Source organism: Streptomyces flaveus, assembly GCF_014647675.1.
Lineage (GTDB): Bacteria > Actinomycetota > Actinomycetes > Streptomycetales > Streptomycetaceae > Streptomyces > Streptomyces flaveus.
This window is the reverse complement of sequence record NZ_BMPQ01000013.1, coordinates 127,291-146,067: the sequence shown is the minus strand read 5'-3', so window position 1 is coordinate 146,067 and position 18,777 is coordinate 127,291. Positions and strand designations below refer to the sequence as shown.

Annotated in this window: 18 protein-coding genes; 9 read left to right on the top strand and 9 right to left on the bottom strand. The window is 69.6% G+C overall.

Translation table 11 applies throughout. The features are described 5' to 3' along the window. Positions 1-21 precede the first annotated feature (21 nt). The 3 genes from IEZ21_RS25265 to IEZ21_RS25255 form a co-directional block, all read right to left on the bottom strand. Positions 22-1,650, bottom strand: coding sequence for a glycoside hydrolase family 43 protein (locus IEZ21_RS25265; RefSeq protein WP_189324170.1), 1,629 nt, complete (start codon positions 1,648-1,650; stop codon positions 22-24). Positions 1,651-2,073: 423 nt separating this feature from the next. Next, positions 2,074-3,276, bottom strand: a complete 1,203-nt coding sequence (locus IEZ21_RS25260; RefSeq protein WP_189324169.1) for a glycoside hydrolase family 1 protein — start codon at positions 3,274-3,276, stop codon at positions 2,074-2,076. A gap of 57 nt (positions 3,277-3,333) precedes the next feature. Then, entirely contained in the window at positions 3,334-4,683 is a 1,350-nt protein-coding gene (locus tag IEZ21_RS25255) for a glycoside hydrolase family protein (RefSeq protein WP_189324168.1), read from the bottom strand. 186 nt (positions 4,684-4,869) lie between these two features. On the opposite strand from IEZ21_RS25255, the gene IEZ21_RS25250 reads away from it, so the two are divergent. The 4 genes from IEZ21_RS25250 (at position 4,870) to IEZ21_RS25235 (ending at position 9,243) form a co-directional block, all read left to right on the top strand. Further along, entirely contained in the window at positions 4,870-5,892 is a 1,023-nt protein-coding gene (locus tag IEZ21_RS25250; RefSeq protein WP_033325046.1) for a LacI family DNA-binding transcriptional regulator, read from the top strand. Between the two features lie 85 nt (positions 5,893-5,977). Further along, the gene (locus IEZ21_RS25245; protein ID WP_189324167.1) at positions 5,978-7,321 is read left to right on the top strand and encodes an ABC transporter substrate-binding protein; all 1,344 of its coding nucleotides are present in this window, start codon (positions 5,978-5,980) and stop codon (positions 7,319-7,321) included. 62 nt (positions 7,322-7,383) lie between these two features. Next, positions 7,384-8,382 (top strand): carbohydrate ABC transporter permease, encoded by a 999-nt coding sequence (locus IEZ21_RS25240; protein ID WP_189324166.1) that lies wholly within the window; start codon positions 7,384-7,386, stop codon positions 8,380-8,382. 6 nt (positions 8,383-8,388) lie between these two features. Further along, positions 8,389-9,243, top strand: a complete 855-nt coding sequence (locus IEZ21_RS25235) for a carbohydrate ABC transporter permease (RefSeq protein WP_189324165.1) — start codon at positions 8,389-8,391, stop codon at positions 9,241-9,243. A 1-nt stretch (position 9,244) separates the two neighbouring features. Here IEZ21_RS25235 and IEZ21_RS25230 read toward each other — a convergent pair whose 3' ends face one another. Beyond that, a complete protein-coding gene (locus IEZ21_RS25230) occupies positions 9,245-10,201 on the bottom strand; it encodes a formylglycine-generating enzyme family protein (protein ID WP_373302294.1) in 957 nt (318 codons plus the stop codon). 34 nt (positions 10,202-10,235) lie between these two features. After that, positions 10,236-12,578, bottom strand: coding sequence for a SpoIIE family protein phosphatase (locus IEZ21_RS25225; protein WP_189324163.1), 2,343 nt, complete (start codon positions 12,576-12,578; stop codon positions 10,236-10,238). Positions 12,579-12,938: 360 nt separating this feature from the next. Here IEZ21_RS25225 and IEZ21_RS25220 point away from each other — a divergent pair, with 360 nt between their 5' ends. After that, positions 12,939-13,874 (top strand): TauD/TfdA dioxygenase family protein, encoded by a 936-nt coding sequence (locus tag IEZ21_RS25220; protein ID WP_189324162.1) that lies wholly within the window; start codon positions 12,939-12,941, stop codon positions 13,872-13,874. 49 nt (positions 13,875-13,923) lie between these two features. Here the strand turns inward: IEZ21_RS25220 and IEZ21_RS25215 are convergent, their stop codons facing one another. Continuing rightward, complete coding sequence (locus IEZ21_RS25215) at positions 13,924-14,445, bottom strand: MarR family winged helix-turn-helix transcriptional regulator (RefSeq protein ID WP_189324161.1); 522 nt, start codon at positions 14,443-14,445, stop codon at positions 13,924-13,926. 30 nt (positions 14,446-14,475) lie between these two features. Further along, positions 14,476-14,673 carry a hypothetical protein gene (locus tag IEZ21_RS25210; protein WP_189324160.1) on the bottom strand — a complete coding sequence of 66 codons (198 nt, stop codon included), beginning with the start codon at positions 14,671-14,673 and terminating at the stop codon, positions 14,476-14,478. A gap of 122 nt (positions 14,674-14,795) precedes the next feature. Between IEZ21_RS25210 and IEZ21_RS25205 the strand changes: the two genes are divergently transcribed. The 4 genes from IEZ21_RS25205 (at position 14,796) to IEZ21_RS25190 (ending at position 17,293) form a co-directional block, all read left to right on the top strand. Next, positions 14,796-15,377: a hypothetical protein gene (locus IEZ21_RS25205; RefSeq protein ID WP_189324159.1), complete on the top strand. Its 582-nt coding sequence runs from the start codon at positions 14,796-14,798 to the stop codon at positions 15,375-15,377. A gap of 82 nt (positions 15,378-15,459) precedes the next feature. Beyond that, positions 15,460-15,630: a 50S ribosomal protein L32 gene (gene rpmF / locus IEZ21_RS25200; RefSeq protein WP_189324158.1), complete on the top strand. Its 171-nt coding sequence runs from the start codon at positions 15,460-15,462 to the stop codon at positions 15,628-15,630. 5 nt (positions 15,631-15,635) lie between these two features. Continuing rightward, the gene (locus tag IEZ21_RS25195) at positions 15,636-16,913 is read left to right on the top strand and encodes a GTP-binding protein (protein ID WP_189324157.1); all 1,278 of its coding nucleotides are present in this window, start codon (positions 15,636-15,638) and stop codon (positions 16,911-16,913) included. Positions 16,914-16,933: 20 nt separating this feature from the next. Beyond that, positions 16,934-17,293 carry a DUF779 domain-containing protein gene (locus IEZ21_RS25190; protein ID WP_246568123.1) on the top strand — a complete coding sequence of 120 codons (360 nt, stop codon included), beginning with the start codon at positions 16,934-16,936 and terminating at the stop codon, positions 17,291-17,293. Positions 17,294-17,343: 50 nt separating this feature from the next. Here the strand turns inward: IEZ21_RS25190 and IEZ21_RS25185 are convergent, their stop codons facing one another. Both IEZ21_RS25185 and IEZ21_RS25180 read right to left on the bottom strand, forming a co-directional pair. After that, positions 17,344-17,538 (bottom strand): hypothetical protein, encoded by a 195-nt coding sequence (locus IEZ21_RS25185; protein WP_033325036.1) that lies wholly within the window; start codon positions 17,536-17,538, stop codon positions 17,344-17,346. Positions 17,539-17,661: 123 nt separating this feature from the next. Next, positions 17,662-18,522, bottom strand: a complete 861-nt coding sequence (locus tag IEZ21_RS25180; RefSeq protein WP_189324156.1) for a phosphatidylinositol-specific phospholipase C/glycerophosphodiester phosphodiesterase family protein — start codon at positions 18,520-18,522, stop codon at positions 17,662-17,664. Between the last annotated feature and the right edge of the window lie 255 nt (positions 18,523-18,777).

Below are 18,777 nucleotides of genomic sequence, written 5' to 3'. Positions count from 1 at the left end.
GGCACTGCCGGCGGAGAACCCCTACTCCTGCCCGCTGTCCCCGCCGTCCCCGCCGTCGAGATCCCGCACCTCGAACCAGTCGAAGTCGGCCGGAGCGCGCGTTCCGCCCAGATCCTGCGCGCAGATCCCGACGAACGCGCCGGTGAACCGCAACCGGTTCCCGTAGTCGTCGGAGAGCTTGCTCGCGTCCAGGACCGGGCCCACGGCCTGCCAGTCGGTCCCGTCAGGGGAGGCGAAGAAGCGCAGTTCCGGGCCGTCGAAGCGGGCCTTCAGGTACGCCAACGGCCAGTCGTCGACGTCGAGTTCGGATTCCGGGAGTTCCCGGTACGCCCCGTCGTCGGTGAGGATCACGCCCAGGACCCGTCCCCTGCCCTCGGTATGGGTGAGGCGCAGGTAGTAGTGCGTCGACGTGTCGTACCAGCAGATGAGGCCCGCGAGCTGGCTGAAGTGGGAGGGACGGAAGTCGACGACCGTCGTCACCTCGCACCGCACCGAAGTGAGCCGCCGTGCGAGCAGGCTCTGGTCGAAGAGCGAGTGCGGACTCTGCCGGCCGCGCAGCCGCAGATGTCCTGGGCGTTCGCCGAGCGTCAGCCACTCGGAGGTCGCGGGCGCCCGCAGCGTACTCCAATGCCCGCCGAGGGAAGGCGAGTCGAAGTCGTCGCGTGCGGGGGGTCCGGCGACCGGGCCCGGCGGTCCCGGCTCCACCCCCGTGGGTGCCAGAACCTCCAGACTCGGTCGTCGGCCCCCATCGGCCAGCCGAAGCCAGCCGTCGTCCGTCCAGGTCACGCGCTGCAGGCAGGTTTCCCGGCCGAGAACGCAGCGCGGCCCGTCGGGCGTCTTTACGGGCCGGGAGGCCAGGTGGACGAGGTACCACTCCCCCGCCGGCGTCTCGACCAGCTCGCCGTGACCGGCCTTCTGCAGCGGCCAGTCCGGGGTGTCCCGGGTGGTCAACAGCGAGCCGAGCGGGTCGAGTTCGTACGGTCCTGTCAGCTCGCGTGAGCGGGCCATCAGGATGCCGTGGTTCCAGCCGGTGCCGCCCTCGGCGAGCATCAGGTGGTACCAGCCGTCCCGGAAGTAGACGTTGGGGCCCTCGATCAGCTCGTCGTGCGTGAGGATCGTGCGGGGCTCGCCGATCAGGGCCCGCTTGTCGGCGTCGTACTCCTGGAGCAGGATCCCGGCGAAGGACGGGTGCCCGTCGCGCGGGTCCCACTGCATGTTCAGCAGCCAGCTGCGGCCGTCCTCGTCGTGGAAGAAGGACGGGTCGAAGCCGGAGGAGTTCAGGAACACCGGCTCCGACCACGGGCCCTCGATCGACGGGGCCGTGATCAGGTAGTTGTCGACGTCCTTGTAGGGGCTCCCGATGGTGCGGACGATCGTGTAGACGAGCCAGAACTGGCCTTCGTGGTACGACAGTGAGGGCGCCCACACGCCGGCCGAGTCGGCGACTCCGCGCAGGTCGAGAAGGTCTGGCCGGTCCAGGATGTGACCGGCCGGCTCCCAGTGGACGAGATCCGTCGAGCGGTGCAGGGGCACACCCGGGTACCACTCGAAGGTCGACGTGGCGATGTAGTAGTCCGCGCCGACGCGCAGGATGCTCGGGTCCGGGTGGAAGCCGGGCAGCACGGGGTTGCGGAGGTGGCCCGAGGTCATGCCGGTCCTTTCAGCAGATGACTCAGGTGTCTCAGAGGCGGCTGCGCCAGGGGCGGCATGGACGCCGCCGCGCGGCGGAGGCCTCGGGGGCCTCCGCCGCGCGGGGCAGTTCGGTGACGCTCAAGAAGTTGCGCTGGCCGTAGTCGGCGTGAGCGGTGGCGGTTCCGCCGTCCGCCGCTTACGCCGTGTTGAGACGCACCTAATCTAGGAACCGGTTGCTATCCGGTCAACGCTTCCTTCGCGTGAGCTGCGCTACTCGAAACTTTCGCCGCCACTCGGATCCGCCCGGGGACGGGTTACGGCCCTCTTGCTGGGCAGCTCCGCAGGCGCAGCCCGACACGGTCGTGCGAACGTCTCCTCCTGTCGTCAGGGCGCAGACGTTGTCGGCGTAGGCCTCGACGTGGTCGCCGGTCGTGAGAATGCTCAGCGACCGGCGCGCGGCAGCATTCCGGTGCGGGCGAGTCCGCCGAGCCAGGCCGCCGAGGGCTTGGGGGTGCGTTTGAAGGTGTCGGAGTCGACGGAGATGAGGCCGAAGGTGGGCTTGTAGGAGCCCCATTCGTAGTTGTCGAGTGCGCTCCAGTGGAGGTAGCCGCGTACGTCGAGGCCATCCTCCAGCGCAGCGGAGACTTCCTGGAGCGCGCCGGTAGTGTAGGCGATACGGCGTGTGTCGTCGTCGGTGGCGATGCCGTTCTCGGTGACGATCAGGGGGACGTCGCCGACGATCTCGGCGGTGTGGCGCAGGGCGTATCCGATGGCTTGTGGGTAGTACTCCCAGCCGGTGAGGGTGCGTTCGGCGCCGTCGGGGGCGGGGATGGGGCCGTCAGCGGTGATCCTGGTGCGGGTGTAGGACTGGACGCCGATCCAGTCGTCGTCGCGGGCGGCTTCGATGAAGACGTCTTCGCGGGGGTGACTGTAGGCGGCGGTGGCGGCTTCGGCGCCGGGCAGGGCCTGGTAGACCTGGTTGGCGATGGACCAGCCGGCCTGGATGTCGGCGGAGATCGCCTTGACTGCGGCCGTCGCGCGAAGGTGCGCCTGGATCAGGGCGTCGGTCGTGGCCTTGTCGGGCAGCACGAGTCCCACCGTGGGAGGTGCTTCGGTGCCCAGTTCGCGAATGGCGTCGGCGACCGCGATCATGTTGGGTTCGTTGATGGTGCACACGTGCCGCACGCCGATGCCGATGATGGGCGCGGTCGCCCGCACGTACCGCTCGAACAGGTCCACCGCCCCGTCGGCGGTCCAGCCGCCGCGTTCGGCGAACCAGCGCGGGACCGTGAAGTGGTGCAGGGTGACCATCGGACGGAGGCCGCGCTCGATGGCGCCGTCGACCATGCGCCGGTAGTGGGCGATCTCGGCCCGGGAGAAGTGGCCGGGGGCGGGTTCGATGCGGGCCCATTCGATGCTGAAGCGGTAGTCGGTGAAGCCGAGTTGGGCGAGCAGGTCCATGTCCTCGCGCCACAGGTGGTAACTGTCGGCGGCGTCGAGGCTGGGCTCGGCGATGGAGCCGCCGCTGTGTTCCATCTGCCACCAGTCGCTGTTGACGTTGTTGCCCTCGATCTGGTGGGCGGCGGTGGAGGCTCCCCACAGGAAGCCGTCGGGGAAGCGGAGACCGTCGGCGGTGACGTTCATGGCTGGGCCTTTCCGAGGTCGTGCGGGATGCCGGTCAGCAGGCGCGGAGTCTCGCTGTCACTGGGGTACGGCGCCGGGCCAGATGGCCGAGGCGTCGTCGCGGTGGGGCTCGGGCAGCCGTACGGGGCGGACGGGGATGGTGTGGCTGTGCCCTTCGGTGACGGCCGTCCAACGGGCGGGGTAGCCGGAGTAGCACAAGGCGGTCAGGGCGAAGACGTTGTCGGCGTAGACCTCGACGTACTCGCCGATGGTGAGGATGCGCAGGACGGCGGCAGGTTCGGTCAGGACGGTCTCGCCGAGCCGGGTCCCGTCGGGGCCGGTGACCCAAAGGTTCTTGCCGTCGCAGCCCACGGCGAGGGCGGAACGGTCGCCGTCCGGGGTGTCGGTGCGCAGGGTGATCTCGACAGGCCCGGAAATGCCGATGTCGCCGACCGCGTGCAGGGCGGGGCGGTCGGTCTCCTCGCCGAGCCAGGCGTTCAGGCCGGGCCACCATTCCAGGTGGGGCGCACAATCGCCTTGCACCACAAGGGACTTGGGCTGGGCGAGCATGCCGCGGCAGCGGTCACCGGTATTGCTGAGGCCCACGCGACGCGGCGTGGTGTGCAGCACGACGCGGGAGCCGTCGGGGGCAACAACGACCCGCGGAGCGTAGGACCCAGTGGGCCCGAGAGGACCGCGGCGCGTCCAGGGACCTCGCAACCGAGGAGCGGTCCACGCCTCGAAGCCCCGCGTCGCGCCGATGGAGCCGAGCAGCAGCCAGCTGCCGTCGTCGAGGCGCTCCAGGACCGGGCACTCCAACTCGTTGACGTCGCCCGGCGAGACGAGCGGCGGGTGGACGGTCCAGTGCTCCAGGTCGTCGGAGGTGGCCAGGGCCACGCAGCCGCTGACCTCCACCGGTAGGGAGGCGTCGCTCGCGCAGACGACCATGACCCAGCCGTCGCCCTCGTCGTCGCGTACGACGAAGGGGTCGCGCCAGCCCATCTGCTCGCCGGTGCGGTACCAGCGCGGGTCCGCCTCGGCGACCGGTCCGGTGCCGTGGCGCCGCCAACCGGTGCCGTCAGTGCGGTCGGAGTACGCGAGACCGACCGCCTGGAGCGGCCAGCCGGCCGAAGTCAGCCCGCTCACCCCGGTGTAGAACATCGCCATTCCGTCGCCGTACCGGAACGGATGCATCGTCCACACCGCCTGCGCGTCGAAGCGGCCGGGCAGCCCGTTGCCGAAGGCGGGTCCCTGCGGCTGCCAGTGGACCAGGTCGGTGGAGGTCGCCCGGCCGTACGAGGTCTCCATCCGCAGGTGATCGAACTCGGCCGTCCAGGGCCCCTGGAGGTGCAGCACCGAGTAGGTGCCGTCCTCGTCCCGGAGCAGGGCGAAGTCGTTCACGCAGAGGCCTGGTGGGGCGTATCGCATGCGCAGTTCCTGTCGGCTCACAGCGCCCAAACAAACGCGTGCGCTGACCATCAATTCAGAACAGACTCACTTTGGAATCGGCCCAAGTAAATCTGAACGCAAACGCTTGCGCAACAACGAGGCCGGGTTTACGGTCTCGTCACCCCCACATCACACCGACGTGAAATCAACGGGAGGAACTGCGCCGTGACGGCCAGCATCAACGACGTCGCCCGCGCCGCCGGCGTCTCAGCGTCCACCGTGTCCCGCGCCCTGCGCGGCCGGCCGGGCGTCTCCGACGAGGTGCGGGACAAGATCACGGCCGTCGCCGCCCAGCTCGGCTACACCGCGTCCCGCTCCGCCGCCAGCCTGGCCAGCGGCCGTACGTACACCATCGGCGTCCTGGTTCCGTACGTGGGCCGCTGGTTCTTCGGCACCGTGCTGGACGCCGCCGAGCGCGTGTTCAGCGCCGCCGGGTACGACGTGCTGCTGTACAACCTGGGCTCGCCGGAGATACGCAAGCGTTTCTTCACCAGGCTGCCGGTGCGCAAGCGGGTGGACGCGGTGCTCTCGCTGCTCATCCCGGACGAGGAGGAGTCGGCCGCGCTGCGCTCGCTGGGGGTGCCGCTGGCCACCACGGTCGGCGGCGCCCGGCCCGGCTTCACCGTCGTCGGCATCGACGACCGGGCCGGCACCGAGAGCGCCGTACGGCATCTGGTGAACCTCGGCCACCGCCGGATCGGCATGATCAGCGGAGCCAGCGGGCCGCTGCACTGGACCACCCCCATCGAGCGGCGCAACGCCTACCTGGACGTCCTGGCCGATGCCGGAATCGAGCACGATCCGGCTCTGGAGGCGGACGGCGACTACACCGTCGAGGGCGGTGAGCGGGCCATGACCGAACTGCTGGCCGCCTCCCGCCCGCCGACCGCCGTGTACGCGCAGTCCGACGAGATGGCGATGGGCGCTCTGCGCGCCCTGCGCCGCCATCGACTCAGGGTCCCGGAGGACGTGTCGGTCGTCGGTTTCGACGACCACGAACTCGCCGATGTGGTCGGCCTGACCACCGTCGCCCAGCCGGTCGCCGACCAGGGCGCCGAGGCCGCCCGGCTGCTGCTGCGTCAGCTGGACGAACCCGGCGCCGAACCACCCACGGAGCAGGTACAGATGCCCATCCGCCTCGTCCTGCGCGAGACGACCGCCCCTCCCAGACCGCGCGGACCGCAGTAACCCGCACCCCTCGAGCCCCACTCCCCCACGACCGGACAGCACGTCAGCACGGCAAACCCTCGCCACAGCACGGAAGGCACAGCCCATGAGTTCGACCAGCAGAAATGTCCGCCGCACAGCCAGTACGGGCCTGGCCCTCGTCCTGCCCCTGGCGGCGCTGGCCGCCTGTGGCGGGGGCGGCAGCACCGACACCTCCGCGGAGGCGGGCAGCGGCAAGGGCACCATCAGCGTCTGGGCCCACCAGGGCCAGAAGAGCGAGGACACCGCGATACAGAACGCGGTGAAGTCCTTCAACTCCTCGCAGAAGGACATCAAGGTCGACCTGAAGCTGATCCCCGGCAACGACTACACCAAGACCATCACGACGACCGACGCCTCGGAGCTGCCGGACGTGATGGAGTTCGACGGCCCGACGATGGCGAACTTCGTCTTCAACCAGAAGCTCGCCCCGATCGACGACTACGTCTCCGCCAAGACCCTCAGCAACGCCACCGACGCCATCAAGGCGCAGGGCGAGATCGACGGCAAGCACTACGGTCTGGGCCAGTACGACTCGGGCCTGGGCATCTACGGCAACAAGAAGCTGCTGGACGCGGCCGGCGTGAAGTACCCGACGAGCGTGGACGACGCCTGGACGGCGGACGAGTTCACCGCCGCGCTCAAGGCGCTGAAGGCCAAGGACTCCGACGGCAAGGTCCTCGACATCCAGGAGAACAACGGGCTCACCACCGAGTGGGGCACCTACGGCTTCTCCCCCATCGTCTGGTCGGCCGGCGGTTCGCTCCTCAAGGACGGCAAGGCGGAAGGCGTACTCGACTCGCCGGAAACCGTGTCGGCACTGAAGACCTTCCAGTCCTGGAAGTCCGACGTCGACCCCAACACCGACGGCAACGCCTTCGCCAAGGGCCGCGTCCCGCTCAGCTGGGTCGGCCACTGGATGTACCCCGCGTACAGCGAGGCCCTCGGTGACGACCTCGTCGTCCTGCCGCTGCCCGACTTCGGCAACGGCCCCAAGACCGGCCAGGGCTCCTGGGCCTGGGGCATCGGCGCCGACTCCAAGAACGCCAAGGCCGCCGGCACGTTCCTGGACACTCTCCTGAACGACGAGAACGTCGCCGCGATGACGACGGCCAACGGCGCCCCGCCCGCCACCAAGTCCGCGCTCGCCGCGAGCGAGCTGTACAAGCAGGGCGGCCCGCTCCAGCTGTTCTCCGACCAGCTCGCCAAGCCCTGCGGCGACACCGACATCGCCAAGTCCTGCGTCGCCGTGACCCGCCCGCTGACCGCCGGATACCCCACGGTCACCGCGAAGTTCGCCGAGGCCCTCAACTCGGTCTACAGCGGCACCGACCCGAAGGACGCCCTGTCCAAGGCCGCCAAGGCCATCGACCAGGACTTCTCCGACAACGCCGGCTACGAGATCCCGTAGGACCCATCGGCAGGGGCGGGCCGCGCACACCGCGCCCGCCCCGGCCGGGAACAGGACCCCCCGTGAAATCCGTCGAACCCGCGCACGCCGCGCCCCATGCCCGGGAGCAGGCCCCACCCGTGACCTCCGTCGAACCCGCGCGACCCGCGCGTTCTGTGCGCAAGAACCGCGACTGGTTGCACGGACTGCTCATGTCCACACCCGCCGTCGTCGGACTCATCGCCTTCGTCGGTATCCCGTTCGGCTACGCCGTCGTCCTCTCCTTCTACAACGTCCGCCTCGGCTCCCCGCTGGAACCGACCTGGTTCGGCATCGAGCACTACCGGCGGCTGTTCACCGACCCCGACCAGTCCGGCCCGTTCCTCAGGTCCCTGTTCAACAACCTGACCTTCGCCGCGGTCGTCGTACCCGTGCAGACCGGTCTGGCGCTCGGCCTGGCGATCCTGCTCAACCGCAAGCTCAAGGCGATCGGTCTGTTCCGGTCCCTGTTCTTCATGCCGGTCGTCTTCCCGATGGCGCTGGTCGCCGTGATCTGGCGCCTCATCCTCGCCCGCAGCGATCAGGGCATGCTCAACTCCGCGCTGGACGCGGTGAGTTTCGGCAACTGGGGCGCCTTCGACTGGCTCGGCGACTCGGCCACCGCGATGGCCTCGATCATCGTGCTCTCCATCTGGCAGGGCGTCGGCTTCCAGATGGTCATCCTGCTCGCCGGGCTCCAGAGCATCCCGGGTGAGCTCTACGAGGCCGCCGAGCTCGACCGCGCCTCCCGCTGGCAGCAGTTCCGCCATGTCACCCTGCCCGGCATCCGCGGCACTCTCGTGTTCGTCGCCATGCTCACCTCGGTGCTCTCCTTCCGGGTCTTCGACCAGATCTACGTCCTCGTCAAGGGCGGCGGCCTCAACGAAGACGCGGCCCGCACCGTGATGTACCAGGCGGTCACCACCGCCTTCGACCAGAACAACATCGGCCAGGCGTCCGCGATCACCGTCGTCTTCTTCCTGATCGTCGTCGTCCTGTCCCTCATCCAGCGCCGCGTCGTCCGGCCCGACAACGAGGACTGAGCATCCATGAGCATGAACCCGGGCCTCACCCGCACGCCCCTGCGCCGCTTCCTCGACTACGCCGTCCTGTCCGTCCTGGCGTTCGTCTTCGCGCTGCCCGCCATCTACCTGCTGATCGGCAGCCTCAAGCCGTCCGGCGAAGTCCTGAACGGCCTGTCCGGCTTCCTGCCCACCAACCTGTCGTTCGACAACTACACGGCCGTCCTCGACAGCCTCAACTCCGAGAGCACCGGCTACTTCTGGCGCTTCATGGGCATCTCGCTGCTGGTGGCGTTCGTGGTCGTGACGGGCGGCCTGTTCGTCAACTCCATGGCCGCGTACGGGCTTTCACGGCTGAAGTGGCGCGGCCAGAACGCCGTCTTCACCCTCGTACTGCTGCTGATGCTGATCCCGTTCGAGTCGGTGGCCGTACCGCTCTTCTACATGTTCAACGACCAGCGCAACACGCTGCCCATCCTGGCGCTCCCGTTCATCGCCAACGCCTTCTCGGTCTACCAGTTCCACACGTTCTTCCGCACGATCCCACCGAGCATCGAGGAAGCCGCCCGCATCGACGGCGCGGGCCCCTGGCGCACCTTCTTCGCCATCATCGTCCCGATGTCGAAGCCGGCCTTCGCCTCCGTGGCGATCCTGACCTTCCTCATCCAGTGGGGCTCGTTCCTCTGGCCGGTCCTGATGGTCTCCGATCCGGCGGTACGCCCGCTGCCGCTGGAGATGAGCGTCTTCCAGGCCCAACTGCCCCCGGACTGGGGCCAGATCCTCGCCTTCGGCGTGCTCCTGGTCCTGCCCGTGCTGGTCGTCTTCGTCTTCTTCCAGCGCTGGTTCGTCCAAGGTGTCGCCAGCTCGGCCGTCAAGGGCTGAGTCAGCCGTGCCTGCGGTCCCGTACGCAGCGGAAACCGGTGTTGCCGACCGAGCTGTCCGGGCTGTTGGCGGTCCGGGCCGCGACGCGGTAGCGGTTGCAGTAGGAGTCGTGGCACAGATAGGAGCCGCCGCGCATCACGCGGGCCGTGCCCTGCTCCGGTCCCGTGGGGTCGGTGTGGGGCCCGGTGCCGTGGTCGGTGCCCCACCAGTCGGCGCACCACTCCCAGACGTTGCCGGAGGTGTTGAACAGGCCGAAGCCGTTGGGCGGGAAGGCGTCGACGGGGGCGGTGCCGAGGTAGCCGTCCTCGGCGGTGTTACGGAACGGGAAGCGGCCCTGCCAGATGTTGCAGCGGTGCTCGCCGCCGGGCGTGAGCTCGTCTCCCCAGGGGAAGCGCTTCTGGTCGAGGCCGCCGCGGGCCGCGTACTCCCATTCGGCCTCGGTGGGCAGCCGGGAGCCCTCCCACCGGCAGAAGGCGAGCGCGTCGCCCCAGGAGACATGGACGACCGGATGGTCCCCGCGGCCGTCGAGGTCACTGCCGGGCCCTTCCGGCGCCGCCCAGTACGCGCCCTCCACCCCGCACCACCACGGCGTGCCCTCCGGCCGCGGCGACACCTTGCGCAACTCTCCCGGCACGAACTTGGCGAAGACGTACGACCAGCCGAACCGTTCGGCGTCGGTGCGGTAGCCGGTCGCGTCCACGAACGCGGCGAAGCGTTCGTTGGTGACACAGCGGGTGTCGATCTCGAACGGCCCGACGGTGACCTCGCGGACCGGGCCCTCACCGTCACCGGGGTTGGCGTCCGCGTCCTCACCGCCCATACGGAAGGTGCCGCCGGGCAGCGCCACCTTGGTGCCGGAAAGCGCCGTGCCGCTGCCGGGAACGGGCGGCTCGGACGCGGCGGGTGCCGCTTCCGAGGACCGGCCGGGTGCACAGCAATGCGAATTCACGCGGCCCAGTACAGCACGCCCCCTGTTCGCCGAGGCGAGCGAGTCAGCCCGGCGGCAGCGGCTGCTGAGCCCAGATCGTCTTGCCGTTGACGGTCTGCCGGCTGCCCCAGCGCTGGGTGAGCTGGGCGACGAGCAACAGACCGCGACCACCCTCGTCGTAGACCTGCGCCCGGCGCAGATGCGGTGAGGTGGAGCTGCCGTCGGAGACCTCGCAGATCAGCGCGCGGTCGCGGATCAGGCGCAGCTGGATGGGCGGTTCGCCGTACCGGATCGCGTTGGTGACCAGTTCGCTGACGACCAGTTCGGTGACGAAGGCGGTCTCGTCCAGGCCCCAGGCGGTGAGCTGCTCGGTGGCGTACCGCCGGGTGGCGGCCACGATCTCGGTGTCCGGCGGGATGTCCCAGGTGGCCACCTGGTCGGCGCCCAGGGCACGGGTGCGGGCCAGCAGCAGGGCCACGTCGTCGGCGGGCTGCGGCGGGAGTACGGACTTCAGCACCGCGTCGCACAGGGCGTCCAGCGAATCGGCGGGCACGGTCAGCGCACGGCACAGGTCGGCGATACCGCGGTCGAGGTCGCGGTCACGCCCCTCGATCAGCCCGTCCGTGTAGAGGGCGATCAACGAGCCCTCGGGCAGCTCCAGTTCCGTCGCCTCGAAGGGCAGCCCGCCCACACCGAGCGGCGGCCCGGCGGACATCTCGACGAGCTGTGTGGTGCCGTCGGGCAGGAGGACGGCCGGTGGCGGATGCCCGGCACCGGCCACGGTCAGCCGGCGGGAGACGGGGTCGTAGACCGTGTACAGACAGGTCGCTCCCAGCTCCGCGACGTCGTCGGTGGTGCTCTCGTCCGTCGCCAGGTGCGTCACCAAGTCGTCGAGGTGGGTGAGGAGTTCGTCCGGCGGCAGATCCACGTCGGCGAGGGTCCGTACTGCCGTACGCAGGCGCCCCATGGTCGCGGACGACTGGATGCCGTGCCCGACGACGTCGCCGACGGCCAGGGCGACCCGGCTGCCGGACAGCGGGATCACGTCGAACCAGTCGCCGCCGATACCGGCCACGGATCCGCTCGGCAGATAGCGGTGGGCCACTTCCACGGCCGCCTGCCCGGGCAGGCCCCTCGGCAGCAGGCTGTGCTGGAGGGCCAGCGCGGTCGTGCGCTCGCGGGCGAAGCGCCGGGCGTTGTCGATGCAGACGGCGGCCCGGCTCGCGACCTCCTCGGCGAGCACGGCGTCATCGGCGGCGTACGCATCCGGGTGGGCTATGCGGACGCACACCGCGACGCCCAGCGTGGTGCCGCGGGCCCGCAGCGGCACGGTGACCAGCGAGTGGGCGCCCACGCGGTGGGCAGTGCCCTCCGGCGCCCGCTTGTTGCGCTCGCCGACCCATCGGTCGAAGTCGGGATGACCGGACGTGGCGAGCAGCGCCCGGCCCTCCGTGAGGGCCCGCGCGGGCGGGGAGTACGGCGGATAGGTGTCCGCCGCACCCAGCCGTACGGCCGCCTCCGGCGTGCCGTTGGTCACGGATCCGTGGGCGACCCGGCGCAGGACGACGTCGCCGGCGAGCGCCGCGGGGGGTTCTTCCGCGCCGAGGACCCAGTCGAGCAGGTCCACGCTGGCGAAGTCGGCGAAGCGCGGCACCACGAGCTCCACCAGTTCCTCGGCGGTGCGCACCACGTCCAGGGTGGTGCCGATGGAGGCGGCGGCCTCGTTCAGCAGGGCCAGCCGCTGCCGGGCCCAGTGCTGCTCGCTGCTGTCGAACGCCGCCAGGGCGGTCCCGACCAGCTCGCCAGTGGGGTCCCGTACCGGCCACATCTCGAGGTTCCAGGCGTGGTACCGGGTGCCGGAGGGTGCGCGGGTGAAGCTCTCGTAGTGGACGGGTTCGCCGGTGTCGGCGACTTGGCGCAGATGCTGCAGGAAGCCCCGGCTGTGGTCTGCGTCCTCCACGGTGTCCGGGTAGTACCGGCCGACCAGGGTGTCCTCCGGGACGCCCATCACCTGGCAGGCCACATTGTTGAGCCGCAGGTAGTACTGCCGGGTGTCGAAGACCGACATCGACATGGACGCCTGCTCGAAGGCCTGCGCCGCCAGACCGGGCCTCTTCCCGTCGGACCGCTCGGCGGTGACCACGAATCCGGCCGCTTCACCGTCCGCGCCCAGCAGTGGGCTCGCCCTCAGGGCCAGCGCGAGGTGGGATCCGTCCCGGTGCCGCAGCACGACGGTGCCTGTCAGCGCGGTGACGATCCCGGACGGCACGTCCTCGGCGAGCAGCTCCCCCGCCGCCCGGCCCACGGCCTCCCCGGACGCGTATCCCGTCAGCCTCCGGGCACCCTCGCTCCACCCCGTCACCGTGCCCTGTGCATCAAGGATCGCCGAAGCGGCGACATGCTCCATACGCCCCAGAATGAGGGCATCGCGGCTTCCCATCAACCCGGCTGCCGTGGGTACGTCAACCAGCTGTCGTCGGCACATCAACTGGCTGTGATTGACAGGGGCGCGACAGCGACCGCAGAATCACGGCATGACCTGGCACTGTTTCGACACAACGGGACCTCTGCGCGTCCCGGACCGGACCGGCTGCGAGCGCTCCGGCCGATAGCTGTGCTGCCGCCGAGGCTCTGCCCGGCCCTTCTCCCGCTCCACTGAGCCACCGCCGTTCCCCGCCGAACCCCTCCCGCGCGCGGTGCGAGCGCACCTCTTACCGGCATTCCCGTTGCCGGTTCACCTCTGCCTGCTCACACGAGGAGAGCCCTCATGACGGTCATCGACACCAAGCCCTCCACCCTGCGCGAGGCGCAGACGCCACCGGACGGAATGTACGAAGGGCCGCGTACGCTGCGGCGCCTCCCCGAGGGATGGCAGGAGCGCCCGTACGAACGCTTCGAGCTCGTGCCCCTGGGGCGGACGATCGGGGCCGAGGTGCGGGGAGTCGATCTCTCACGACCGGTGGAGTCCGCCCTGCGCGAGGAGTTGAACCGTGCCCTGCTGGAGTGGAAGGTGCTCTTCTTCCGCGGTGCGCACCTCACCTCCGTACAGCAGCGCGACTTCGCCAGGAACTGGGGTGAGTTGGAGACCAACCCCCTGCTCGCCGCCGGCTCCACCGAGGACGTGGTTCGCTTCGACAAGGGCAGCGGCTCCACGCCGACCTTCGAGAACATCTGGCACGCCGATGTCACCTTCCGGGAGCGTCCCGCGCTCGGCGCCGTGCTCCAGCTCCGGGAGGTGCCGCCGGTCGGCGGGGACACCATGTGGGCGGACATGGGCGCCGCGTACGACAACCTGCCGCAGGAGGTGAAGGACCGTATCGACGGTGCCACCGCCGTGCACGACTTCATCCCCGGTTTCGCCCGCTTCTACGGGCCCGAGCGGCTCGCCCCGTTCCAGGACGCTTTCCCGCCCGTGGAGCACCCGGTCGTCCGCACCCACCCGGAGACCGGGCGGCAGATGCTCTTCGTCAACGCCTCCTTCACGACCCGGATCACCGGGATGGAGCGCGGCGAGAGCGACCGGTTGCTGAGCTACCTGTGCCGACAGGCGCATGTGCCGGAGTACCAGGTGCGTTTCCACTGGCAGCCCGGCGATGTCGCGTTCTGGGACAACCGGGCGACCCAGCACTACGCCGTCAACGACTACGCTCCGCACCGCCGCGTGGCGGAACGCGTCGCCATCGAGGGCGACCGGCCGTACTGATCCGCTCGCCGGCCGCACCGATCCAGTCGCCCGTACGGCAGCAGCCGGGTCAGGCCTTGCCTGCCGCCGGGCCGGTCTTCTCTCCTGCGCCGAGTTCCGGGGAGTAGGAGAGGAAGTCGTCGACCATGCGGTGGAAGAGCGCGGCGAGCTGCTGGAGTTCCTGGGGTGACCAGTCGGACAGGGCCATCTGCATACCGCGGGCGCTCATCTCGCGGATGCGGTCGACGGCTTCCTGGCCGGACGGGGTGATCTGGATGCGCTGGGCGCGACGGTCGTCGGGGTCGGGTACGCGGGTGACGTATCCGGCCTTCTCCAGCTGCTGCACCTGCCGGGTCACGTGGGAGGCCTCCACGGCCAGCCGGTTCGCCAGCTCGCCGGGGCGCATCGGCTCGGAGTCGCCGATCTGCCGCAGGAGTGCCACGGCGGCACGGTCCAGCGGCACTCCGGCCAGTGCCATGAGCCGGTCGTGCTGACGCGTTCGGCCCATGAGATAGGCGACACGCGTGAGCGCCCGCTCGATCTCGATCACTTCCGTGGAGGCGGGGGTGGTTGCCGCAGATGGTGTGGACATACCCATCACTTTACCATCTTATTGCGTAACTCAAGTAAGTTCCGCCGCGCGTTCACCTGGACGCCGGTACTCCATCCAGACCGAACGATTCGCGATGGCCTGCCGCCACGGCCGGATCGCCTTCGGCGTCATCCCCACGGCGAGAGCACCCACCAGCCCGTCCCCCACCGCCAGGCCGCTGCCCGCGAGCCACTCGGTGTTCGGCAGGGAGCCGATGGCGACCAACATCTCGTCCGCCTCGACGAGTTCGCCGTCCCCGAATCAGGGCGGCCGTTCGGGACCCGTCCCGCGGCGCTCTCAATAGACTCGGCCGCCCGGTCTCCGGACGAGCCGCGAAAGGGATGGACACCATGACGAGGCTGACCACGACAGGACGTACGGGACGGCTGGCGGGCGGTGCTCTGCTGGCGACGCTCGCCATGCTGACCGTGGCCGGCTGCGGCGGTTCCGGCGAGGACTCCGGGGATTCCGCCGCGGGCGCGGGCGCGGCGGACACCGAGGCCCCGGACTCCAGCACCGACAACACCCCGAAGAGCCCGTCCCCCGCCACCTCCAGCCCGTCCCCGACGGTGACGGCGGCGGACGGAACCGACCCCGGTGCCTGCACCGACGGCAACTGCGAGATCGTGGTGTCCAAGCCGGTGACGATCAACTTCAAGATCCCGGACGGTCCCGCCGAGCTGTCCGTGACCAAGGTCGGCAAGAACGAGGTCGACTACAAGGTGACCCAGGGCACCAGCACCAACGGCAGCTCGGCCGGCGGCACGGCGAGCGGCGAGGGCAGCGGCTGCACCACCTTCTTCTACAGCAACGGCAGCGGCACCCAGTGCGGAGCGGCCGGTAAACCGCCCGCCAAGGAGGCCGGCACGGTCGCGCTGCAACTGGTACCGGGTCCCGACGGCACCGCGATCCTCCGCCTCGTTTCGGGCTGATCCACCCGCCGCGGCAGCTCACTTCGTAATGGGATCCATTTTCATGTAGCGTCGGGGTCGCTCGCCCACCAAGGAGGACCCCATGGCCGTTCCCAAGCGGAAGATGTCCCGCAGCAACACCCGTCACCGCCGCGCCCAGTGGAAGACCAGCACCCCGCAGCTCGTGCCGGTCACGATCGACGGGACCGTCCACCAGGTGCCGCAGCGGCTGGTGAAGGCGTACGAGCGCGGTCTGCTGCACCCCGAGGGCTGAGCGGCATGGCGGACGACCGGCTGCCCGTGACTGTGCTGTCCGGGTTTCTCGGCGCGGGCAAGACCACCCTGCTCAACCATGTCCTCGGCAACCGTGAGGGACTGCGCGTCGCGGTCATCGTGAACGACATGAGCGAGATCAACATCGACGCCGCCCTCGTGCGCGGCGGTGAGGCCGCCCTCTCGCGCACCGAGGAACGCCTGGTCGAGATGACCAACGGCTGCATCTGCTGCACGCTGCGCGACGATCTGCTGGAGGAGGTCGACCGGCTGGCCCGCGAGGGCCGCTTCGACTATCTCCTCATCGAGTCCAGCGGCATCTCCGAGCCGATGCCGGTCGCCGCCACCTTCGCCTTCGCCCGCGACGACGGGGCCGTACTCGGCGATCTGGCCCGGCTCGACACCATGGTCACGGTCGTCGACGCCGCGAACTTCCTGCCCGAGCTGACGGACGGCGACGAGCTCGCCGAGCGGGGCCTCGACCAGTACGAGGACGACGAGCGCACCGTCAGCGATCTGCTGATGGACCAGATCGAGTTCGCCGACGTCATCGTGCTGAACAAGCTCGACCTGGTCGACGACGAGAGCGCGGCCCGTCTCCGGGCGACCCTCACCCGCCTCAACCCGGTGGCAAGGATCGTTCCCGTCGCCCATGGCCGGGTGAACGTCGGCGAGGTGCTCGGCACCGGTCTTTTCGACCTCGATCGTGCCCAGCAGGCGCCGGGCTGGGTCATGGAACTGAACGGCGACCACGTCCCGGAGACCGAGGAGTACGGCATCTCCTCCACGGTCTTCCGCTCCCAAGTACTGTTCCATCCGGGGCGGTTGTGGACGTTCGTCACCGAGAAGCTCGACAGCGGGGCCTTCGGGCAGGTCCTGCGGTCCAAGGGCTTCTTCTGGCTGGCGAGCCGCCCGCAGGTGACGGGGCTGTGGTCGCAGGCCGGTTCCGTCGCCCGCTTCGAGCCCTCCGGCGCCCGTGGCGCGGAGGGCCCCTCCGGCCAGGAGCTGGTGTTCATCGGCACCGGGCTGCGCGCCGAGGCACTCCGGGCGGCGCTGGCCGACTGCCTCCTGAGGGACGGCGAGAGCAGGCCGCTCAGCGATCCGTTCCCCGCCTGGGACACGTACGGCATCGACGATGCCTGCGAGCACGAGCACTCCGAACTCGTGCCAGGAGCCCGAAGACTCCGGGTCGGGCAGTGGCCGGCTACGGCACTGCCGGATCACTTCTCCGCGTGCAACCTTCTTGCAACGGGGCAGGTGGTTGAGTCACCGTCGCACCAGTGAGCGCTGAGGAGTGATGCACGGTGACCTCATCCGCCCCACGCGTGGAGCTGACGTCCGCCGCTTCCGAACTGCTGCGCCGCCTCCGTGCCGTTCACGGACCGCTGATGTTCCATCAGTCCGGTGGCTGTTGCGACGGTAGTGCGCCCATGTGTTATCCGGAGGGCGAGTTCCGGACCGGTGACTCCGATGTGCTGCTGGCCTCGCTCACCGTCGAGGGCATGGACGAGCCGGTGTCGTTCTGGATGTCGAAGAGCCAGTTCGAGGTGTGGAGTCATACGCGGCTGATCGTCGACGTGGTGAAGGGGCGAGGCAGCGGCTTCTCGCTGGAGGCACCCGAAGGGGTGCGTTTCCTGATCCGTTCGCGTCTTGTCGGCACATAGCATCGTCACAGCTACCGCCATGCGGCAGATCGTGAGACCCCGCTGAGGGCTCAGGGGTTCAGGCCGCTGATCATTTCCGCTGTCGCCGAGATGCCGTCGTGGATGGTCGGCGCCAGGTCTGTGCTCGCGAGATAGAAGCCGAGCAGGATGCACACCAAGGCATGCGGGATCTTCAGCGCCTTGTTGCGGATGAAGATCACCACCAGCACCACGAGCAGCAGCACCACAGAGATGGAAATGGCCATCGTCAACCTCCTCCGCCACGCCCACATCGCGGCTTTCGGCCGTAAGTGTGGCGTAGCGGGGGGTTCGTCCGGGCGGCTGACGTGTCCGCCGAACGTGTGTTGACTGCTTGTGCAAGCGCTGGGTCAGGTCCTGTCGTTGGCGTCCAGGAACTTCTCGAGCCCGGCGAGATCATCGGTGTTGAGGTAGTCGACGTCGGCGGCGAGGAGTTCGCCCCAGAGCGCGTCACGGGCCGGGCCCGCCAGATCGGGCGTGGCCCAGAAGCGGACCTTCTGGCGACGCGAGTGAGCCGCCGAGATGATGCCCCGCAGCTTCTGGCGCTCGGCTTCGGGGAACGGGCCGATGCCCCGCCAGGTGAAGTTGAGCGTCCAGTTGTCGCTGATCAGCGGGATGAAGGAGGCGGGCGCCGGGCTGCCGAGGTCGGCGAGACGGCCGTCGTAGAAGGCCCGCCGCACGGTCTGGGCCTCCATCGGTATACGGGCCGCACGGTCGCCGGAGATCACGGCGGTGACCGGGCCGGGGAAGACACGCCCGTACGCGTACGTCGTGAACAGGTGCTTGTAGCGGCGCAGATGGCGGTCGAGTTCGAGGTACGTCGAGGAGCCTTCGGTCTTGAGGTCGATGAGCAGTTGGATCGGCTTGCGGTAACCCCGGTACACCGAACCGTGGTTGGCCTTCACACGGCGGGCGAGCGGGTCGAGGTAGAGGGATTCGAGGGTGCGGGCCGGGTCGAGTTCGACCGCGTCATGGGCCACCAGGAGCTGGTCGCCGACGAGGAAGATGTCGGCCTCGAGGCTGCCGAATCGGTGGCCCAGGGCGTCGAAGAGGGGCCTGGGGTGCAGGTAGTCGTTGTGCGCGTGGGCGCGCCACAGCGGGCGCGGGCCGTGCTTCCGCTCGCTCGCCTGGGCGTACGCGGGCGCGGCGACGGTGCCCGCCAGGGCGGTGGCGAAGGTGGTGAGCGCTCTGCGACGGGTGGTGAGGGCCATGCTCTGCCTCCCTGAGGGTGTGCCATATGTGGAACCTCAGCGAGTATGGGGTCCCAGTGGGACCAAAGAGCAGTGGTGTGCGGGGAGTTGGCCGGACTGCCGCTGTTCGTTCACTTCGGCGAAGCATCGGACGCGGCAACGCCCATCCCCACAAATGGAAAGGCCCACCTCCATAGGCGCTTCCCAGGGGTCGGCGCAGGCCACCATCACTGGCGGTACGGCCCTCTGGGGCGGGGTCTGGAACGCCTCGCGTCT